Below are 15512 nucleotides of genomic sequence, written 5' to 3'. Positions count from 1 at the left end.
CCCACCGGGCACTCCCACCCCATCCGCGCACAGATGTGTCGCGCGCTCGCGCCGCTCCGCAGCAGGGGGCACAGTGGCTCCCCCACCGATCCGATCGCGGTGGGAGGCCCTCCGCGGACAACGCGGACCTTCGGATCACGGCGGACAAATGTGGTCCAACCGGGTGAGGGGCGCGATTTTCTCGCCGCGCTCGGCAACCCGGACGCGAGTCGCACGTCCCCCGGTGAGAGAACGGATGCGCACCCCGCCACATGGGGGAGTTTGAGAGGTGGTTCCGGTGAAACCGCGACTCAGGAAAGCGAGCGTGCGCCTGCTGCCCGCCACGGGTGCGGTCCTCGCGCTGGCGCTGAGCGGCTGCGGCACGGCCGCGGATTCGGACGGCGCGGCGGCCCCCGCACCGGCGCCCGAGGGCGCGCCCGTCACCGACGGCGCCGAGGGAGCACCCGGCAACACGGCACCCGACGACGCAGCACCCGGGGACGGTGGCGCGGACGGCTCCTCGACGACCGAGGGCCCCGGGGCGGGAACCGGCACAGCAACGCCCTCCTCGCCCGGAACGACGACCTCCGGCCCGACGAGCAGCGACGAGCAGGGGGTCGGGCGCTGCCACACCTCGATGCTGTCGGGAGAGCTGCGGCCGAGCGGGGCCGGCGCGGGCCAGCGCTACGCGGAGCTGACGCTGACCAACACCAGCGGGGAGACCTGCAACCTGTACGGCTACGGCGGGCTCGAGCTCGTCGGCGAGCACGGGCAGGCGCTGCCCACCCGGGTGGAGCGCACGGGCGACCCGGAGCCGCGGCTGATCACGCTGGCCCCGGACGAATCGGCGAGTTCCACGCTGCACTGGACCGTCGTGCCGACCGGGGACGAGCCGGTGCACGGCCCGTGCGCCCCGGACCCGACGCACGCGAACGTGATCCCGCCGGACGAGACGGACTCGCTGGTGGTGTCGTGGCCGGCCGGGCCCGTCTGCGGCCACGGGGAGATCGACGCGGGTGCCTACCGCTGAGCGGAGGAGTTCCTGCTGGCGGACGAGCCGCGGAGCGGCTTACCCGATGGGGTGAGGCGTGTCCCTTGCGCGGTTGCGGTCTTGCGCTCTCCCAGTGAGCGTGAAGTCCCAGCCACCAGGAGGGACTGCCGATGAAGGACGTCCAGCGCGCCCAGGACCTGATCGGCGTGGCCGTCTTCGACCGCGCGGGCAACCGCCTCGGCCGGGTCGCCAACGTCTACGTCGACGACGAGACGCTCCGGCCCGAGTGGATCACCGTGCGCAGCGGCGTGCTCGGCCTGCGCGAGACGTTCGTGCCGCTCGACGGCGCCACCACCGCGGAGGACCGCCTCGACGTGCCGTTCACGCGCGGGGACGTGCGCAACGCGCCGCGCGTGACCGCCGCGAGCGGCCACCTGTCCGATGCCGACGGCCGCGACCTGTTCGCGCACTACGGGCTGCTGCCGGAGTCGGCCGAGGAGGCCTGACGAGCCCGGCCGGTCACGCGGTGCGCGGGTGCGAGAATGCACGCACCATGGTTGATGCGGGAGTTCCCGGCTCCGGAGCGTCCGGGGCCGAATCGCCCGGCTCCGGGTCGCCCAGTTCCGAATCGCCCGGCTCCGGGCCGCACTGCGAGATCACGGCCGTCGTCGGCGCGGAGAGCGCGTCGGCGGCGGTGGACGCCTGCTCCGCGCTGGCGGAGCTGCTCTCCGGCGAGGTCGCCGGGGCGGTGGACTGCTCCGCGGAGGAGCCGGGCTGCTGGGCGGTGACGATCCGCCGCGCGGGCGCCGCGTCGTCCGGTGCGCAGCCGGCGGAGGTCACGCTCTCCGGCGCGGTGCGGCGCATGCTGCGCGCGCTCGGCGCGCCCCTCGCGCGCGGGCAGGTGCACTGCGCCCCGCCGACGGCCTGGGCCGTGCTGGAGCACCCGGAGCTGCTCGCCGAGCTCGTCCCGGGCGGTGAGCGCCTCCTGCTCGAAGCCCATTCGGATCCACTGTAGACGGGCCGGCGCCGGCGCGAGAACCGCCACCACGGCGGCCTTCCGCGCCGCAGCGGAGGCCGCCGCCACCGACGGGGAGGCCGACCGCCGTGCCGCACCGCCGAGATGCCCGGGCTGCTGAGACCGCCGGGGCGCCGAGACGCTAGGGTGCGATCACGAAGTTGATCGCACCCCGCCGCCGGTGCACGCGCGGCGCGGTCGCTGCGGTCGCGAATCCGAAGAATTTCGCGTTTTCGCGCGTCCCGGGAGGGCCGAAGAGCACATGGCAGGCGTGGAAGAGGTTCGCGCGGGCATCGCCCTGGCCAACCAGAAGGCCGCGGAAGCGGTCGCGGCCGTGCAGCAGGCCTCGCAGACCCTGGAAGAGGCGCAGCAAGCCCTCGCCGTGGCCACCCAGGGCACCGCGCAGGAGGACGTCCAGCACGCCTACGGCATGCTCGCCGAGGCGCAGCAGAACCTCACCGGTGCCACCGGCACGATCAACGCCGGCATCACCACCGCGGAGAGCTACGCGGGACGGCTGTGAACGGCGTCGGCGAGCTCGTCCGCGCGCTCATCTCGGTGGAGGAGCAACTGGCCCGGGTCGGGGCCGAGCTGGGCAGGGGGCGCACCGCGCTCGACGAGGCCGTCGCCGCCCTGGCGCGCATCGACCCGGACCACCCGGAGACCGCGGTGCCACCGGGACTGCACCGCGCGGACGACCAGATCGAACGCACCAGCCAGGCGGTCGAGCGGGTCCGCGAAACGATCGCCGCCTTCCGCTCCTCGCTGTAGTGCGGAACTCCGCAGCGCGGAACCCCCGCGCGCCCCTGCGGGGCGTCCGCCGCAGGGGGCGGGCGCTGCGGGAACGTGCCGGTCGCGCGAGAAGGCACGTTCCACGATCGTGGTAATTTGATCACTGCCCGTAACCCAGTGTCGAGGTGCTCCGTGCGCAAACGCGACGAGCGGCGCCGCCGCATCGAGCAGGCCTTCACGCGGCTGCGCGCGAGCGTGGCCACCGCGCTGGGCGCCGCCGAGCAGGAGCACGCGCGCCGCAGGCAGGACGTGGCCCGCGAGGAGTCGGCCCTGCGCATCGCCCAGCACGGCGTGGCAGCCGCCTACCGCGACCCGGGTGCCGCCAGCACCGGGCGCGGACCGGCCTTCGACGCGGCGCTGCGGGCCGCGCTGGAGGAGCGCGCCGAGATCTACCGCGACTGGCAGGCCGCGCCGCAGCAGCTGTCCGAGCTGGTGGCCTCCGCCGCCCCGGGCGCGGCCGGTGCGCCGTGGTCGGACTGGCTGGGCACGCCCGGCACGGCGGGGGCCACCGAACCACCCGAGCTGTGGCGCATCGGCACTGCCTCGGTGCCGGACTCGCCCGCGCCGGAGCCGTTCCCGGCCGCCGTGCCGCTGCTGGACGAGTCGCACCTGCGCGTCACGAGCACCGCGCAGACGCGGGAGACCGCGGAAGCGCTGGTGCAGAACCTCCTGCTGCGCGTGGTCGGCCACTTCCAACCGGGGCTGGTGCGCGTGCACGTCTGGGACATCGGCCAGTTCACCGGCACCCTGCCCGGCCTGTACCCGCTCACGCGGGCCGAGCTGCTCACCGCGCACGACCCGACGCGGCTGGACGAGATGCTCCAGGCGCTGTCCGACCAGATCCGCCGCATCCACACCTCCGCCCTGCTCGGCGGGCACACCTCGCTGCGCTCGCTGGCCGCCGAGACGGGTCACCGGCAGGAGCCGTGGCGGATCGCGGTGCTGTTCGGCACCGGCGAGCCGCTGCAGGAGGAGCAGCAGCGGCAACTGCAGCGCATCGCCCGCAACGGCCTGGCCTGCGGCATCCAGCTGATCACCGTGGACCTGCCGCTGACGGTGCACAGCCCGCTGGAGTCGGTCACCCTGCTGGAGTCGGACCGGGCGCGCAGCAGCACGACCGGTTCGGAAGCCGTGGTGCGCCCGGACGAGTCCCCGCCGCACGCGGAGGTGCTGCGCGCCTGCGACGCGATCGCCGAGGCGCACCTGGCCCGGCGCGCCCGGGTGCGCACGTTCGCCGACCTGGCACCGGAGCGGACGTGGGCGCAGGACTCGACGGCGGGCCTGTCCGCACCCGTGGGCTTCGACGCGGGCGAGCCGGTGCGCATCACCCTCGGCGACGCCAGCCCGCACATGCTCGTGGGCGGGCCGAGCGGTTCGGGCAAGACGAACTTCCTGTTCGGCATGCTCGGCAGCCTCGCCGCCCGCTACTCGCCCGACGAGCTGGAGCTGTACCTGCTGGACTTCAAGGAGGGCGTGTCGTTCGCCCAGTGCACGCCCGGGCGGCGCGAGCCCAGCTGGCTCCCGCACGCCCGCCTGGTCGGGGTGAACGTCAACACCGACCGCGAGTTCGGCCTGGCGCTGCTGCGGTTCCTCGCCGACGAGATGCGCCGCCGCGCGGACGCGGCCAAGGAGCACGAGGTCACCAAGCTGGAGGAGCTGCGCGCGGCCGATCCGCAGGGCCGGTGGCCGCGCATCGTCGCGGTCATCGACGAGTTCCAGTACCTCTTCGCCGGGCGCGACCACGTCTCGGCGCAGGCCACGAGCCTGCTGGAGGACGTGGCGCGGCGCGGCCGCTCGCAGGGCATCCACCTGGTGCTGGCCAGCCAGGACGTCTCCGGCATCGAGGCGTTCTGGGGCAAGCCGGCGATCTTCGAGCAGTTCATCCTGCGGGTGGCGCTGCCGAAGGCCCGGCGGGTGCTGGCCGAGCAGAACCACGCGGCGATGGAGCTGCCCCGCTGGCACGCGGTGGTCAACCACGAGTCGGGCGTGCGCTACGGCGACGAGCCCGCCCGCGTCCCGGACGCCACGGCCCGGGGCACGTTCGACCGGCTGCAGCGCGAGCTGTGGGAGCAGCGGCCTCCGGGCAGCACACCGCCGCGGCTGTTCGACGGGTCCGTGCTGCCGCGCCTGTCCGACGCGCTGCCGCAAGCTCCCGCCCAGGCGGGCGCAGAGGGCGCGCCGCGGGCGCTGCTGGGGCAGGTCATCGACGTCGCGGGCACGCCCGTGTCGGTCCCGCTGGACCGCTCGCCGGGCCGGCACGTCGCCGTGATCGGCTCCGCCCGGGTGGACGCGGTGAACGCGCTGGGCACCGCGGTCCTGTCGCTGGTGCGTGCGCACCGGCCGGGGCGGGCGCGGTTCACCTTCGGGTGCTTCCTCGACGACGCCGCCCCGCGGGTGCGCGCGCTGGCGGCGGCCGCGGCCGCGGCGGGCCACGAGGTGCGCACCGCGCACCTCGACGAGGCCGCGTCGACGGTCACCGAGCTGGCGCAGCAGCTGGACGAGCAGCCCAGCACCCAGCGGAGCAGCGCCGAGCAGCCCAGCACCCAGCGGAGCAGCGCCGACACCCACCCCGCCGACGCCCGCAGCGCCGACGCCCACTACGTGGTGCTGTTCGGGGTGGACGCGGCGCACACCGCGCTGGAGCGCAAGGACCAGACGATGACCAGCGGGATGGACCGGCTGCGCGCTCTCCTGCGGCACGGCCCGGAGGCCCGGGTGCACGTGCTCGGCTGGTGGCGCAGCGCCCAGCGCGTCAAGCACACCCTGGGCATGACCGGATCGGCGGACGACCTGGGCGCGTGGGTGGCGTTCGACGCCCACGGGCAGGAGCTGACCCAGTTCGCCGCGGGGCAGGTGGTCAACTGGGCGCCGCGGGCGCGGCGCGGTTTGTTCTTCGACCGCTCGGCGCACGCCCGGCCGGAGGTGGTGCTGCCGTTCGAGCTGGACGACCTGCTCGAGGAGGCGGCCGAACCGGGCGGCGCGTCCGGCAGCGCGGACGGGTCCGGCTCCCCGGAGGCGGACGACCCCGCAGGTGCAGCCGGCTCCCCGAAAGCGGACGGCGCCGCAGGGGCAGCCGGCTCCCCGGAAGCGGACGGCGCCTCGCCGGGGGCCGGCGCGGCCGGACCGGGCGACGCGGGTGCTGTGCTGGCGGACCGCGGCGCGGATGCCGACGGGCTCGCAGGAGGTGCGCGATGAACGGCGAGGTCCCCGCCGCGATCCGGTACAAGGAGCTGACCGCGCTGGCCGCGACGGCGGCGGAGCGGCTGCGGCGGCACGAGAACGCCCGCGCCGCGGAGCTGGAGGAGGCCGCGGCCGACGCGTCCCGCCGCATCGAGGAGGCCGATGCGCAGCTGGAGCAGGTGCGCGCGGACGCGCGCAAGCGCTGGAACGCCGCCCTGGAGGCGCTGTGGCACGAACGCTGGTTCCAGGTGGACGGCGGGATGCCCGAGCCGGACCCGCACGCCCCGCCGCAGTCCGCCGAGGAGTCGCGGCGGGCGGTGCAGGAGGCGCTGCTGGAGCTGCACGAGGCGACGGCGAAGCAGAAGCGGCGGTGGAAACGCGGCAAGACGTGAGCCGCGCTACACCGTTGCCGGGCCCGCTCGGTGCATGATCGGAGCATGTACCAGTTGTCCAGCTTCGAGGCGGTGCGCGCGGCCACCGACGAGCCCCTGCTGCGGTGGGCCGCCCAGGCGCTGACCCCGGACTACCCGCACGCGGCGGGGTCCGCGTGGCAGCACGGCGGCGCGGTCGCCGTGCACGCCCCGGACCTCAGCCGCAACGACCGGTTGGCCTGCACCGGGCCGCCCGACGACGTGGCGGAGCTGCTGTCGTCGGTCGTGCCCGACCTGCCGGGCGAGCGGCTGCGGCCGCTCGCGGCCACTCCCCTGGCGCACCAGGTCGCCACCCGGCTGGAGCTCGAGGTGCGCGCGACGTTCGGCTGGATGGATCTGGTCGCCGACGCGCCGGCGCAGGACGCGGGCGCAGCGCGGTGGTTGACCGCGGACGAGGAGGACGAGGTCACCGCCCTGCTGCAGACCGCGAACCCCCGTTCGTACCTGTTCCCGGGCGATCCGGGCGCGCGCCGGTGGGCCGGGATCCGCGACGAGGACGGCGTGCTGGTCGCCGCGGGCGCGGACTCGTGGCCCGCCCCGGACGTGCGCTTCCTCTCCGGTGTGGCGACGCACCCGGAGCGGCGCGGCCGCGGCCTGTCCACCGCGCTGTGCGCGTTCCTCACGCGGGAGCTCGCCCGCGAGGGGCGGGTGGCGCTGATGGTGGACGCGGACAACCCGGCGGCGCTGAAGGTCTACCGGCGGCTCGGCTTCGACTACCGCGCCGTGACGGCGCTGGCCGCGCCGGTGCGGTCGCGGCACCCCCAAGAGGTCGGGTGAGCTCGGAGGTGTGAGCCACGGTGGGGTGGTTTCCCGTGCGGCCGCCCCGCGGTGCGGGCGGCGATTCGGGTTGCGTCGCGCGGCCCGAGTGAACACCGTGCTGGCGTGATGCCCGCCACCCCGCTGCCCGCCGGTTCGCTGCGCGCCACGTCGTTGAACGCGGCGCGCCGGCGCCGGGAGGTCGTCGAGGCGGCCGAGGGCACGGCCGACGTGCTCGTCGTCGGCGGCGGCACGACCGGGGCCGCGTGCGCGTTGGACGCGGCCGCGCGCGGCCTGCGCGTCACCCTGGTGGAGCAGGGCGATCTGGCGTCCGGGGCCTCGGGGCTGCTCGGCGACACCGCCGACCCGTCCGAGGTGCTCTCGGCCGAGCCCGGACGGGGGTGGGCTCCGATCGGCGAGCCGCACCCGTGGCGGCTGCCGGCGGCCGCGGCGGTGCGGGCGGCCGCGCGCCGCTCCGCGGTGCACCCGCTGCGCGATCCGCTCGCGCACCCGCTGCGCGCGGTGGGGCGCGTGCTGCCGCTGACCGGGGAGGTCCCGCGGCACCGCGAGGCGTCGTGGGCGGCGCAGTTGCACGCCCGCGACGCGGTGCTGCGCGGCACCGGGCGCGCGGCGCTGCCCCGGTCGCGGCGGCTGTCGCGGGCGGGCGCGCTCGCGCTCGTGCCGGGGCTGCGCGCGGACGCGCGCGGGGGGCTGCTGTGGTTCGCCGCCCGCCCGGTCGACGAGACCCGCCTGGTGGTGGCGCTGGCCCGCACCGCCGCGGGTTTCGGCGCGCGCGTGCTCACCCGGGTGCGCGCCGAGCGGGTGCACCCCGGTGGCGCCGCGGCGGTGGACGTCTCCGCGGGTGGGGCGCTGCAGCTGCGGGCCCGCGCCGTGGTCAACGCTTCCGGCGGCTGGGTGTCCGAAGTGGACTCCACTGCGGCGGTTCCGCTGTTCCGGCGGCACGGCCTGCTCGTCGACGCGGAAGCGCTCGGCATCGCCGAAACAGGGCTGCTCGCACCGGTTTCCGGCGACGGCAGGTTCGTCTCCGCGGTGCCGTCGGCGGACGGCGGCGCGTGGCTGGAGCCGTGCGATTTCCCGCTCGCGGAGGAGCCGGCGCTGCCGGGGACGATCGACGCGGCGGTGGCGGCCCTGGCGGGGGTGCTGGCGCACCCGCCAGGGCGGGGCGCGGTGCTCGGCGCGGCCACCGCCCCGGTCGCCGGGTCTCCGGCCGGGCGCGCGGAGAGCGGGGCGTGGTGCGCCGAGTCCGGGGTGATCGCGGCGCCCGGCGGTGCGGCACCGGTGCGGGAGCGCGCCTCGGCGGCGATCGACCTGGCGGTGCGGCACGGCGAGCTGCACGCGGGTCCGTCGCGGACCGCCGCCGTGCCGCTGGTGGGCTCTGCCCCGCCGGCGTACCTCGCCGAGTCGGGCGCTTCGCCGCGCCTGCTCGCCAAGTACGGGGCCGAGGCGGCGCGGCTGGCCGCGCTGGCGGAGCTCGACCCGGACCTGGCCGATCCCGTCGCGCCGGGAGTGCCGGTGACGGCCGCCGAGGTCGTGTGGGCCGTGCGGCACGAGGGCGCACTGCGCAGCGACGACGTGCTGCGCCGCAGGGCGGGGTCCGGGCTGGGGCCCGACCAGCGCGAGCGCGCGCACCCGGCGGTCGAGGACCTGGTGCGGCGCGCGCGCGAGGGCGTCGACGGGTAGTAGTTGTGCACGTGCAGCGCCCCGGCAACGAGGTTGCAGATATGACCGCGAAGCAGCGTTGGTCCCGCGCGGTGGCCGGTGTGGTCCTCGCGGACTTCGCCGTCGTCCTCCTGGTGGTGGCGGGCCCGGTGGACAGCGCGGTCCGCCACCTCGTGGCCGATGCGACCAGCCTCGTGGGGGCCGCTGCCGCCGTCGCCGCTTTCGCCTGGACCGGGTGGCGCGCAGCGGGCGAGGAGCGGCGGTGGCGGTGGCTGATGGCCCTGGCGCTCTTCCTGTGGCTCCCGGCCCACGCCTCGTGGACGTGGTACCGCAGCGTGGACCCGAACCTGTTCCCGAACGCCGCGAACGCGCTCTACTTCGGGATGCCCCTCTTCGCCTTCTTCGCCCTGCTCCGCATGGTGAAGGGGGACCGCGCTGCGGCCCGGGAGCACGGGGTGGTGCCGTCGCGCGCGGTCGGCGTGCTCGACGGGCTCATCATCGTGGGCAGCCTGCTGGCCCTGAGCTGGGGGATCGCGCTCGAGGTCATCAGCAACCCCGGCAACGTCCGCGTGGATAGGCTGCTCGTGGTGGCTTCGTACACCGCGGCGGACCTGGTGCTGATCGCCGTGGCGATCCTGTTCGCGATGACCTTGCACAGCGTGCTGCGTCCCCCGTTGGCGTGGCTGGTGGCGGGCCTGCTCGCCATCGGGTTCTCCCACGTGTTCTACCTCTACGCGATCAGCAGCGCGATGCTGGCCCCGCCGCTGGCCGACGTGGGGTACGCGAGCGGGCCGGTGCTGTTCCTGGTGGCCGCGCTCGCCCCCGACCGCCGGTCCCTGCGGCGGACCCCGCGCGTACCGCTGCTGCTGCTGCCGTACGTCCCGCTGGCCGCGGTGTGCGCGTTCACGCTGTTCAACACCGTCTCGACGGGGAATCCGCCGGCCAGCGCGGTGTACTTCCTCGTCGGCATCGTGGCGCTGGTCGTGTTACGGGAGCTCGTGAGCCTGCGCCAGCTGTACATCGCCCAGCAGCAGCTGGCCTACCAGGCCACGCACGACCCGCTCACCGGCGTCTCCAACCGGGCCCTCCTGCTGTCCCAGCTGAACAGGGAACTGCCGCAGGAGCAGCCGCGGTCGCACGACCTCGCTCTGCTCTACGTCGACCTCGACCACTTCAAGGAGATCAACGACACCCTGGGGCACGGGGCCGGGGACGCCGTGCTGCGCACGGTCGCGGAGCGGCTCACCACCTGCGTCCGGAGCACGGACACGCTCGCGCGCATCGGCGGTGACGAGTTCGTCGTCCTCCTCAACCCGGCGCCCGCGAACCCGCAGGACTTCGCCCGGCGCATCCGGGACGCCTTCCGCGAGTCCGGCGACGTCGTCGACGACTCCTCGCGGGCGGTGGGAGTCAGCCTCGGGTACGTGCTGCTGAACGCCGAGGACACGCCGGACCAGGCGCTCACCCGGGCGGACGCGGCCATGTACCGGGCGAAGCACAGCGAGAGTGGCATCAGCATCGAGCAGCAGCGCCCCTGACGCCGCAGCGGCCGGGCCTGGTGCTCGCCCCCGCCGGTCCTCCGGCGGTCCACGTCGGCATCCCGCGTGCTGCGTTGCGGGCAGAAGTCGGCTCGCCACCCGATGGGCAGCGCCCGGGTGCGGCAGGTGGTGTCCCCGGTCTGGTGCAGTTCCTCGGCTGTGCGCTGTTCTGCGGCCCTGAGATGCAGCAAGCCGGGATCACCGCGGAGCAGACGCGGAACTCCGTCCGGGGGCCGACCGAGCCGGCCGATCCGCTGAGCCCGCCGCCGGCGGCGCAGAACCACACCACCGGTGCGGCCGTCCCGCCCGGCAGCGCTCCGGGTGCGAGGGCCGGGCCCGGCACGGCCGCCACGGGGTCTTCGACGGCCGCGCCGGGTACCGCAGCGTACCCGGGAACCTCCGCGTCGAGCACGGCGAACCCGGCGAGCGCACCCGGTGTGCCGCGCGCACCGCCGGGCAACCGGGGCCGCGTGGTGGTGCCGCTGTCCGAGGTCGCACAGGCCGGATCCGGCGAGTACGGCGGTGGTTCCGCTTCGGAGCACGATGGCCGAGTGGGATTCAGAAGCTACTGATTCGCACTGCTGTCGACTCGGCGGGTTCTCCCCTTCCCAGGTACTTCCCGAGAACGATGCCAGATCGAGGGACTGCCGATGAGTTCGTTGCCGCCGTTCGCATCCGGCGGGAAGGCCGGGACTTTCTCCGAGTAGCCGCCAGCACCACCCTTGCTGGACCCTCCCGATGACCGGAATTGCGAGGCACCGAGGAAACTCAGCGGTCCAGGGCACCGGACTTGAGCGAACGCAGGAAACCCGCCCACTGCGCGGAGCCCACCGCGATGTGGCCGGCCTCTCGGTTCTTCGTGTCCCGCACCGCAGCGCCACCGGGGACACGACCGACCTCGATGCAGGCGGTTTGTTGCGAGGAGTACCGGGACTTGCGCCAGTCGCGTGGCTGTGCGTGGTTCATGAGCTCTCCTCCATCTCGGCTGTCAACTTGTCCAGCAGTTCCGCGGATTCATCGGTCGGCAGCGCCGTTTCCCGCAGCCACCGCGCTGCTTCGCGGTGAACGTGCACGTCTCCGGGACTGCTGAGGAACGCGTCGGAGCTGAGCGTCTCGACGTGCACGACCGGGTCCGCCTTGTCGAACTCGAACAGCAGGAACTGCCCGACGTGCGCAGGTGTCCACGCACCACGCGCGCTGAGCAGGACGCGCAGGTCGACGTTCGGCCGCTCAGCGATGTCGGCGAGTTGTCGCAGCTGCTCGGCCATGACGCCGGGAAGGCCGATGGGTTCGCGGAGCGCCCACTCGCCGATGATCGCGGTCACGTGGGGTGCGTCCCGGCGGGTCAGCACCTCCCGTCGGCCGATGCGCATGGCGACGTGCGCTTCCACGTCGTCAGCGGCCACCCAGCCCGACATGACCGCGCGGGCGTAGTCCGCGGTCTGCATCGGCCCGGGGACCAGCATTGGCGCCACGTCGACGATGCTCGTCGCGGTGCGCTCCAGTTCGAGCAACGTCTTCAGGTCCGCGTCGACGTTGCTGCGACGCGGTTTTACCGAGTTCGCCGTCTCCGTGGCTTCCCTCGCCGATGTGGCCAGCCGTTCGCGCTCACCCTCCGGCAGGCCGTACGCGGTGAGCAGGGCGGTGATCGTTTCCGGAGCCGGGGTCTGGTCGCCGGTCTCGTACCGCGCGTACTTGGAGTGGTGACCGCCGAGTCGTTCAGCGACCTCGCGCACGGTGAGCCCCGCGTTCTCCCGGTGCTCGCGGAGCTCCGCTCCGAGGGCTCGGATGCGCGGGGATACCTTCCTGCTGCGGGCCATGCGCCAAGTCTAGGGACACGAGCAATTGTCGCGCCCCAAGATCACCTGCCGGTGTGATTGCCCCTGTCGTGCACGACAAATACTCTGTGCGGAACAGGCATGATCAACGCGACAGGCAGCGGACGCCGGAGAGGCAAGGTGATGTGTTCACGGGGTCGTTCCGACTCACCGCCGCGAACCGCTCGGAGGCGAACGCACGGGCACCACACGCACCCACGAGGTTCAGCGGTCGAACACGCCGGACTTGAGCGAACGTAAGAAGTTCGCCCACTGCGCCGACGCCACCGCGATGTGTCCAGCACCGCGGTTCTTCGTGTCCCGCACCGCAGAGCCGCCTGCGACACGGCCGACCTCGACGCAGTTCGTCTGGTACCCGCTGTAACTGGACTTGCGCCAGTTCCCGGGAGTCGTCACGACACGCCCTCCTTCTCCGTTGTCATACCGGCGATGAACTCCGCGGACTCCACCTCGGACAAGGAGACGGCGCGCAGTCGGTCCACGCCGTCCTGATACGCCCGCACATCGGAGGAATCCGTGACCGTCGCGCTGGCCCGGTAGTGCTCCAGGTGCACCACGGGTTGCGCCGCGTCCGACTCCAACAGCACGAACCGGCCTTCCGTCGCCGCGGTGTAGCCCGTGCCGAACGGGACCACCTGCACCACGACGTTCTCCTGCTCGTTCCACGCGAGCAGTTCCCGCAACTGCTCGTCCATGACATCCGCCGCGCACGGCGGATTGCGCAGCGCGGCCTCACCGATGAACGCGTGCAGCTGCGCCGGTCGGTTGCGCCGCGTCAGGACCTCGCGCCGACCGAGCCGGAACATCACGCGCTCCTCCGCTTCCCCGCGCGAGGCACCAGCACCGCTCATGATCGAGCGGGCGTAGTCGGCCGTCTGCAGCAGGCCGGGGATCAGCAGCGGCTCCACATCGATGATTCGCGTGGACGAGCGCTCGTACTCGGTCAGCACGGCGCGCTGGCGCTCGACGCCAGGGGACAGCCAGTGGGGATCGCTGACTTCTCGAGCGAGTTCGAGCAGCGAGGCGCGTGTCGACTCATCGGCGCCGAGAACGTTCAGCAGTGCCGCGACATCGTCCTCGCTCGGCGTGAGTTTGCCGTTCTCCCAGCGAGAGACGTGCGCATGCCCGCGCCCGATCTGCTGCGCCAGATAGTTGGTCGTCAGCCCCGCCTCTTTGCGGAGCCGCCGCAGTTCAGCACCGAGCTGTCGAGCGCGCGGCGTGTTCGCGGTGCTGACCATACGGAGATCGTACCGATCCCCGAAAGTGTGCTTAAGTGTCACACTTCTTCATGAATAGTCGCTATGTTCATGAACATTGCTTCTGTTCACTCATATTATGATCATCACGCGCTCCCAACGAGGAAGAGGTGATGTGCTGATGTGGCCGCTCCCGTTCACCTGGGTGCCTGCTGAGGGGCACCGGCACGCCAGTCGTGACGACGTGCCGCCGCCGGCGCGGGAGTTCCCGCCGGACATGTCGGTGACGACCCTGTGCGGTCGGCAGGTGGCCACCGCCACGGGCGAGGTGGCCTGGTTCTGGCCGACCTGCTTCGACTGCGACGAGCGCGCCCGCGCGCTCGTCGGGGTGGCCGCACGCGAGGAGCGCCGGCCCCGGCACAGCAGTGCCCGGCACAGCAGCGCCCACTACAGCAGTGCCCAGCCCCGCAGTTCCCACGACAGCAGCGCCCAGCGGAACGGTGCTGGGCAGCACGGCGCGCAGCCCGGGCAGGGCACGCAGTCCGGTTACGGCGCGCGGTCCGGCCGCGGGACGGGAGGTGGCGCATGAGCCGCCGCACGGCGATGGCGGTGCTGCTGCGCCGCGGGCAGTGGCTGCTGGACGAGACGGCCTTCGAGCTCGGCGGTGGGCGCTGCACGCCCGCCGAGTGCCGGGAGACCGCCCGCGCGCTGGCCGAGCTCGCCGCAGCGCTGGAGGAGTACTCCCGCGAGAGCACCACCCCCGACGAGGCGGCTGCCGCTCCGCTCGACGGGGACGCGGCCCCCGTCGAGGCGGACGCGGCCCGGCTCGGCACGGGCACCACCCCGGATGACCGGGCAGAATCCCGGCTCGCAGACCTCCCGTGCACAGACCGCTGGTTCGCAGATCCCCAGCTCGCAGCGCCCCGGTCGACAGGTCCCCAGGCGAGCCCGCCCGGGCAGCACCGCTCGACAGGACCCCAGACAAACCCGTCCGCGCAGCCCCGGTCGGCAGGCCCCCGGTCGGCAGGTTCCCAGGTGGGCGCTCACGCGCTCCCCGAGTCGCCGCGCACCCAGCAGCACCGGGGAGGTGCCGCGTGCTGACGACGTCCCTGCTGACCCCGCTGCTGGAACCGGCGCTGCACCTCGGAGTCGTGCTCGGAGCGGGCCTGTCCACGCTGCTGCGACTGACCCCCGTCCACCGCCTCCGCGGGCACAGCCCCCGCGCCCGCCACGCGCTGCGCACCGCGCGCAGGCACCAGCGCACCAGCGCGCACGCGCACGCCGGGGCACCTGCGGACCCGGGCAGGACCACCGGACCGCACCGGGCACGGCCGCACCGGGCACGGCCGCACCGGGCACGAACGCGCTGGGCACGAACGCGCTGGCCGCGGCGAGCACCGCCCGACCGCGGCCACCACCACGCCCACCGGCACCAGCCCCGCCCCGGCCGGAGGCAGCGCAACCGCCCCGGCCAACGGAGGCAGCGGAGCCGATCGGCGCAGGACGGGCGCGCCGGCACCGGAGCCGTCCACGGCCGCCGCACGCGCACCCCACCGGTGGCCGGCAGCGGCGGGACCGGCGCCACGCCGCGGAACCGCGCACCCGCCCGGCCGTCCGGGCAGGCACCCCGGCAACGCCACCGGGTCCTGGCCGCAGCTGCCCGTTCCGGCCGGACGCGCCGCGGGGCACGACAGCTGCGCACCCCCGGGAGCCAGCGCACCCCCGGGATCCCGGGCACGTCCGGGAACCAGCACGCCTCCGGGATGCCGGGAGCGTCCGGGAGTCAGCACGCCTCCGGGAGCCAGCGCACCCCCGGGAGCTTGGGCGCCTCCGGAATCCCGGCACTCCCCCGGCTCGCCGGACCCCGCCCGCACGGCTCCGGCTTCCCCGGCACCGCTCCCAGCGGCAGCAGCCGCGGGCCTGACCGCGGCCCCGCGCGCGGGCGCGTCCGCCCGCGCGCACCCGGCGATGCCGCTCGACCGCGCGCTGCTGGAACGCGTCCTCGCCGGCCTGCACCGCCTGTGACCCGCGCAACCACCGGCGACCACTGCACTCCCGGCGGCACCTGGAGGCGCAGTGGTCACCGGGGGAGCTCAGCCCCGCGCGGAGCTCCCCG

General features: G+C 74.5%; 16 protein-coding genes. 11 read left to right on the top strand and 5 right to left on the bottom strand.

The features are described from left to right. The first annotated feature begins 277 nt into the window (after positions 1-277). The 10 genes from ACVGV0_RS02300 to ACVGV0_RS02255 all read left to right on the top strand — a co-directional run bounded on the left by ACVGV0_RS02300 (position 278) and on the right by ACVGV0_RS02255 (position 10362). Positions 278-1009, top strand: a complete 732-nt coding sequence (locus ACVGV0_RS02300; protein WP_459158194.1) for a DUF4232 domain-containing protein — start codon at positions 278-280, stop codon at positions 1007-1009. A gap of 131 nt (positions 1010-1140) precedes the next feature. Beyond that, complete coding sequence (locus ACVGV0_RS02295; protein WP_459158193.1) at positions 1141-1476, top strand: PRC-barrel domain-containing protein; 336 nt, start codon at positions 1141-1143, stop codon at positions 1474-1476. A 47-nt stretch (positions 1477-1523) separates the two neighbouring features. Then, the gene (locus ACVGV0_RS02290) at positions 1524-1985 is read left to right on the top strand and encodes a hypothetical protein (RefSeq protein ID WP_459158192.1); all 462 of its coding nucleotides are present in this window, start codon (positions 1524-1526) and stop codon (positions 1983-1985) included. 262 nt (positions 1986-2247) lie between these two features. Further along, positions 2248-2508, top strand: a complete 261-nt coding sequence (locus tag ACVGV0_RS02285) for a hypothetical protein (protein WP_459158191.1) — start codon at positions 2248-2250, stop codon at positions 2506-2508. Further along, on the top strand, positions 2505-2756 hold the full coding sequence (locus ACVGV0_RS02280; RefSeq protein ID WP_459158190.1) for a hypothetical protein: 252 nt from the start codon (positions 2505-2507) through the stop codon (positions 2754-2756). Before ACVGV0_RS02285 ends, ACVGV0_RS02280 begins: the two co-directional genes overlap by 4 nt. A 153-nt stretch (positions 2757-2909) precedes the next feature. Beyond that, the gene (locus ACVGV0_RS02275) at positions 2910-5972 is read left to right on the top strand and encodes an FtsK/SpoIIIE domain-containing protein (RefSeq protein WP_459158189.1); all 3063 of its coding nucleotides are present in this window, start codon (positions 2910-2912) and stop codon (positions 5970-5972) included. After that, positions 5969-6349 carry a hypothetical protein gene (locus ACVGV0_RS02270; RefSeq protein WP_459158188.1) on the top strand — a complete coding sequence of 127 codons (381 nt, stop codon included), beginning with the start codon at positions 5969-5971 and terminating at the stop codon, positions 6347-6349. The genes ACVGV0_RS02275 and ACVGV0_RS02270 overlap by 4 nt, the downstream gene beginning before the upstream one ends. A gap of 45 nt (positions 6350-6394) precedes the next feature. Beyond that, positions 6395-7165: a GNAT family N-acetyltransferase gene (locus ACVGV0_RS02265; RefSeq protein ID WP_459158187.1), complete on the top strand. Its 771-nt coding sequence runs from the start codon at positions 6395-6397 to the stop codon at positions 7163-7165. 108 nt (positions 7166-7273) lie between these two features. Further along, on the top strand, positions 7274-8845 hold the full coding sequence (locus tag ACVGV0_RS02260; RefSeq protein WP_459159896.1) for an FAD-dependent oxidoreductase: 1572 nt from the start codon (positions 7274-7276) through the stop codon (positions 8843-8845). Positions 8846-8886: 41 nt separating this feature from the next. Next, positions 8887-10362 (top strand): diguanylate cyclase domain-containing protein, encoded by a 1476-nt coding sequence (locus ACVGV0_RS02255; RefSeq protein ID WP_459158186.1) that lies wholly within the window; start codon positions 8887-8889, stop codon positions 10360-10362. Between the two features lie 768 nt (positions 10363-11130). On the opposite strand, the gene ACVGV0_RS02250 is transcribed toward ACVGV0_RS02255, so the two are convergent. The 4 genes from ACVGV0_RS02250 to ACVGV0_RS02235 form a co-directional block, all read right to left on the bottom strand. Then, positions 11131-11328 (bottom strand): DUF397 domain-containing protein, encoded by a 198-nt coding sequence (locus ACVGV0_RS02250; RefSeq protein ID WP_459158185.1) that lies wholly within the window; start codon positions 11326-11328, stop codon positions 11131-11133. Beyond that, positions 11325-12182, bottom strand: coding sequence for a helix-turn-helix domain-containing protein (locus ACVGV0_RS02245; protein ID WP_459158184.1), 858 nt, complete (start codon positions 12180-12182; stop codon positions 11325-11327). Before ACVGV0_RS02245 ends, ACVGV0_RS02250 begins: the two co-directional genes overlap by 4 nt. Positions 12183-12404: 222 nt before the next feature. Next, positions 12405-12596, bottom strand: a complete 192-nt coding sequence (locus ACVGV0_RS02240) for a DUF397 domain-containing protein (RefSeq protein ID WP_459158183.1) — start codon at positions 12594-12596, stop codon at positions 12405-12407. Then, on the bottom strand, positions 12593-13438 hold the full coding sequence (locus ACVGV0_RS02235; protein WP_459158182.1) for a helix-turn-helix domain-containing protein: 846 nt from the start codon (positions 13436-13438) through the stop codon (positions 12593-12595). The genes ACVGV0_RS02240 and ACVGV0_RS02235 overlap by 4 nt, the downstream gene beginning before the upstream one ends. 139 nt (positions 13439-13577) lie before the next feature. On the opposite strand from ACVGV0_RS02235, the gene ACVGV0_RS02230 reads away from it, so the two are divergent. Next, positions 13578-13985 (top strand): zinc finger protein, encoded by a 408-nt coding sequence (locus tag ACVGV0_RS02230; RefSeq protein WP_459159895.1) that lies wholly within the window; start codon positions 13578-13580, stop codon positions 13983-13985. Positions 13986-14439: 454 nt separating this feature from the next. On the opposite strand, the gene ACVGV0_RS02225 is transcribed toward ACVGV0_RS02230, so the two are convergent. After that, on the bottom strand, positions 14440-14676 hold the full coding sequence (locus ACVGV0_RS02225; RefSeq protein WP_459158181.1) for a hypothetical protein: 237 nt from the start codon (positions 14674-14676) through the stop codon (positions 14440-14442). Positions 14677-15512: the final 836 nt, after the last annotated feature.

The organism is Salinifilum ghardaiensis (assembly GCF_054491345.1).
Note: the sequence above shows the minus strand (reverse complement) of the source record. Positions and strands in the feature narration are given on the sequence as shown.

Coding starts and splice junctions, on each gene's coding strand:
- ACVGV0_RS02295 (WP_459158193.1), top strand. CDS start 1,141: ATGAAGGACGTCCAGCGCGCCCAGGACCTGATCGGCGTGGCCGTCTTC.
- ACVGV0_RS02290 (WP_459158192.1), top strand. CDS start 1,524: ATGGTTGATGCGGGAGTTCCCGGCTCCGGAGCGTCCGGGGCCGAATCG.
- ACVGV0_RS02285 (WP_459158191.1), top strand. CDS start 2,248: ATGGCAGGCGTGGAAGAGGTTCGCGCGGGCATCGCCCTGGCCAACCAG.
- ACVGV0_RS02270 (WP_459158188.1), top strand. CDS start 5,969: ATGAACGGCGAGGTCCCCGCCGCGATCCGGTACAAGGAGCTGACCGCG.
- ACVGV0_RS02265 (WP_459158187.1), top strand. CDS start 6,395: ATGTACCAGTTGTCCAGCTTCGAGGCGGTGCGCGCGGCCACCGACGAG.
- ACVGV0_RS02260 (WP_459159896.1), top strand. CDS start 7,274: ATGCCCGCCACCCCGCTGCCCGCCGGTTCGCTGCGCGCCACGTCGTTG.
- ACVGV0_RS02255 (WP_459158186.1), top strand. CDS start 8,887: ATGACCGCGAAGCAGCGTTGGTCCCGCGCGGTGGCCGGTGTGGTCCTC.
- ACVGV0_RS02250 (WP_459158185.1), bottom strand. CDS start 11,328: ATGAACCACGCACAGCCACGCGACTGGCGCAAGTCCCGGTACTCCTCG.
- ACVGV0_RS02245 (WP_459158184.1), bottom strand. CDS start 12,182: ATGGCCCGCAGCAGGAAGGTATCCCCGCGCATCCGAGCCCTCGGAGCG.
- ACVGV0_RS02235 (WP_459158182.1), bottom strand. CDS start 13,438: ATGGTCAGCACCGCGAACACGCCGCGCGCTCGACAGCTCGGTGCTGAA.
- ACVGV0_RS02230 (WP_459159895.1), top strand. CDS start 13,578: ATGTGGCCGCTCCCGTTCACCTGGGTGCCTGCTGAGGGGCACCGGCAC.